The sequence below is a fragment of the Rahnella perminowiae genome (genome assembly GCF_019049755.1).
GTDB classification, from domain to species: domain Bacteria; phylum Pseudomonadota; class Gammaproteobacteria; order Enterobacterales; family Enterobacteriaceae; genus Rahnella; species Rahnella perminowiae.
The window spans coordinates 1-3,342 of sequence record NZ_JAFMOS010000274.1; the positions used below are offsets into that span (position 1 = coordinate 1).

At 52.4% G+C, this 3,342-nt stretch carries 5 protein-coding genes; 1 reads left to right on the top strand and 4 read right to left on the bottom strand.

Annotated features, from left to right (window positions below):
• Positions 1 to 157: 157 nt before the first annotated feature.
• From J1785_RS02200 to J1785_RS02215, 4 genes are all read right to left on the bottom strand, one after another.
• The gene (locus J1785_RS02200; RefSeq protein ID WP_217218708.1) at positions 158 to 835 is read right to left on the bottom strand and encodes a glycosyltransferase family 2 protein; all 678 of its coding nucleotides are present in this window, start codon (positions 833 to 835) and stop codon (positions 158 to 160) included.
• Positions 832 to 1,401 carry a DedA family protein gene (locus J1785_RS02205; protein ID WP_217218709.1) on the bottom strand — a complete coding sequence of 190 codons (570 nt, stop codon included), beginning with the start codon at positions 1,399 to 1,401 and terminating at the stop codon, positions 832 to 834. Before J1785_RS02205 ends, J1785_RS02200 begins: the two co-directional genes overlap by 4 nt.
• A 7-nt stretch (positions 1,402 to 1,408) precedes the next feature.
• Complete coding sequence (locus J1785_RS02210) at positions 1,409 to 2,569, bottom strand: ceramide glucosyltransferase (protein WP_217218710.1); 1,161 nt, start codon at positions 2,567 to 2,569, stop codon at positions 1,409 to 1,411.
• A 134-nt stretch (positions 2,570 to 2,703) separates the two neighbouring features.
• Positions 2,704 to 2,949 carry a hypothetical protein gene (locus J1785_RS02215; protein WP_217218712.1) on the bottom strand — a complete coding sequence of 82 codons (246 nt, stop codon included), beginning with the start codon at positions 2,947 to 2,949 and terminating at the stop codon, positions 2,704 to 2,706.
• 171 nt (positions 2,950 to 3,120) lie between these two features.
• On the opposite strand from J1785_RS02215, the gene J1785_RS02220 reads away from it, so the two are divergent.
• The coding region (locus tag J1785_RS02220) for a YdgH/BhsA/McbA-like domain containing protein (RefSeq protein ID WP_217218711.1) at positions 3,121 to 3,342 on the top strand (222 nt) is incomplete at its 3' end.

Genomic DNA, 3,342 nt, shown 5'->3' on the forward strand with positions numbered 1-3,342 from the left:
ATTAATGATTAAATTATTGCCGGGTGAATGATGACATTCAGCAATTTTTAATTATGTGATACCGCCTTTCGCACAATAGCGGCTGCAAGATTCTTTTTGTGACCAGACGGGTCGACCCAATTGTTGCCAGAGCTGCGGGGCAAAGTGACATTCACACTCAGGCCCGGATTTTGCGCTTAAGACAGATAATTTGCCGTACCGATTCGCGCAAGCTGATGGTCCGGAATATATCGCGCATCATCGATATATCGGCCTGTAATCCACGCCACCTGCCGATTTTAGCGGCTTTATACGGGCTGATAACGCCCTGCCATCTGATGACCTGTAAGCGAAATCCGGCGGCAATCCAGCGCTGATTGATCCAGACTTCCAGCCCGAAATGCGGCAACCGGCGGATCTCCCCGAGATGCTTCGCCACTAACCCGCGCGCAAACACCCGCTCACCGGAGATATAATCCAGCCCGATAAATCGCCAGACCCACGGGCTGTTACGCCTCAGGCTTATCGTGACATCAGCCTGATGTTGCATCACCGGCCGGATGAGCGCCGTAATATCGTCATCATTCAGCCCGACAAGATCCGCGTCAAGCATCAGCAGATGGCTGCCCGTTGCCACAGCAATGCCTTCGGCCACAGCGTAACTTTTACCGCGATTTTCAGGCAGGCTGATCACCCTGATCCCCCTGCCTTGTGCGATTTGTGCGGTATTATCGCCGGAGCCGTCATCCACCACGATAATCTCCAGCAGCAAAGGGTGATTCTGCACCACATCCAGCACCCTGCCGATACGACCGGCCTCATTGTGTGCCGGAATAATGCAACTCACCGTGATCATTGTTTAGACCTCACCCAGAGCACCCCCGTCACGGCCAGCAGGATGAACAGGCCAAGGGATACCCAGGCTATCCAGTTATTCACCTCTGCGATAATATCGCCGAACATCCAGCCGAGGCCCAGAAGAAACAGGCTTTTAGGAATGGCCGCGATGATGTTATAGAACAGAAAAGGCACCAGCGGCATCCGCGCTATTCCCGCGCCGGTCAGCACCAGTGCGCCAGCGGAATGGGTCAGTTTGGCGAGCACCAGCAACCGCCCGCCCTTGCGATCAAAACTTTTCACCATTTTTTCCAGCCGCGGCTGTGTCAGCCCGAGACGGGCCAGCCAGCCGGGCGGTTGTCCGTCAGCTTTGATCACCCAGCGTCCGAGCGAGTAAAAAATGATATCCCCGAGCACTTCCCCCACCATCACCACGGAAAACATGGCGGACACGCTGAAATAGCCGAGACGGGCGAAGTAACCTGCAATCACCGTCACTACCGGCCCTTCAAGGATGGCCAGCGGCGTCATGATCAACAGGCCGTGCGTTCTGATAAGCGTTTCGAGTGTTTCAAGAGAAAACATGCTGTCCTTATTTCCCTGAGTGCTGACTGGCAGACACCGGTTGTTTTTTGCCTAAGTGCCCTTCACCCAAAATAGTGCCGCGCCACGTAAAACCGCGCCCGGTCCAGCACCATAACCACAAGGCGGGCAGCAGGATATCGCGGATGCACATCGCCAGAATATCTCTTAGCCGATGCGGCCAGCCGAGCGCTTTGGCCAGCGCCCATTCGCCGCCATACCACAACACAAAAAGCACAGGAGCTGCAAACAGGGGTAAATCACCGCGGAGGGTCAGCCAGACCACTGCTGCCAGAGCAGGCAGGAAACCCATAATAATTTCAGGCACAAACAGCCAGAAAAAACCGGCACGCCGGATGCGCGCCCAGCGCAGTTGTCTGCTCCAGACCGCTTCCAGGCTGCGATGCCCGATAGGCTGCACAAAAGGTTGCGCGGGCAGACGGACTTTCAGCCCCGCGCGGCGTACCAGTTTGGTTGAGGCGACATCTTCCGCCAGCTCACTGCCCAGCGCTGCCATTCCGCCACCATTATCAAGCACCTCGCGCCGCCAGCACAATGTTTTCCCCTGCGCAAAACCGTTACCCAGAAAATCCGACAGATACTGCCAGCGCGCCTGATGCGTATTCAGCATTGCGGCTTCTACGGCACCCCATAAATTCTCCGGGATCATTCCGACTGCCGGAGAACTCACCAGCCCGGTCTGACTGTCAAAAGTATTCGCCAGTGAACGCAGATAATCCGGCGGTAACAGCAGGTTGCTGTCTGCCATTGCCACCACGCCTGCGGTGGTATTGCTCCAGGCTTTATTAAGATTATTCACTTTCGGATTGGCGGATATCTTGTCATCGCCAATCAGCAGTCGTGCAGGCTTATCGGGGAATTCCGCCATCAGTTTTTCCACCAGCGGGATCACCGGATCAAACCGTGACGCCACGCAAAACACAATTTCATAAGCGGGATAATCCTGATAAAAACTGGAGCGCATGGTCTCCTCTTCGAAGGCGTTATGCCCGCACAATGGCCGCACCAGCACGATAAATTCCGAGGTTTCATGCACTTCATCGCGCAGGACGCCACTGCGCATCCGCCACCAGGCGATGACGAGAGAGGAAAACTGAAGGGTAATCAGTATGCTGCCAATCATGGCGGTCACTGCGGTGTTTAATACCATGACGATGCCCCTTTATTGAAAATATCTGCGATGAGAATTCCAGACTTCCGGCAGTCAGAACGCTCATCCTACAGACGTTACGTTAAGGAATTCTTAAAGGGGCATCGCGGGGAGACGCTATCCGTCACGTTCAGTTAAAAGTAATACAGCAGGCACCCTGTTCCGTGCCGGAAAGCGGGCAGCGCACGGCCATAACCGATATGTTCTGCGCTCAGATCAGGCTGATAAGGCTGACGTTGTGCCAGTACGGCAGGTTCAAACTTAATTATTAGCAGTGAAACATTTTCCGGGTTACGTATTAACAGGCAAATAACATACACAGCGGGTATTAAATCCCCGGGGATGTTTGCGCGGGATTGATGGTTTAACACCGTATTCACCGCTTAATTTTCCTTTCCGCCTTGTAATTATTTACTTCCTTGTCTATTACTAAATGCAGTGATAACTCATTGTTTAAAAGGTGGGTTATTGTTTAACAGGGATTTCAATCAATAAGCGTCTTCCTGTTGTTCTCCTTCAATTTACTGAGCAATTTTAAATCTGAGGCTTACATGAAAATATCTAAAGCTTTGCTGGCACTGGCTGTGATGGGTTGTGTCTCTTTTAGCGCTTATTCAGCTGAATTAATGAAGAAAGTAGATTTTGAAAAAGTGGCTTCGCAGTATACTAAAGTCGGTTCTGTCACTACCTCAAATAAAACCTCACAGTCCGGTGCCATTGAAGATCTCTCGAAGAAAGCCGATAAAAAAGGCGGCGATGTATTTGTATTAACC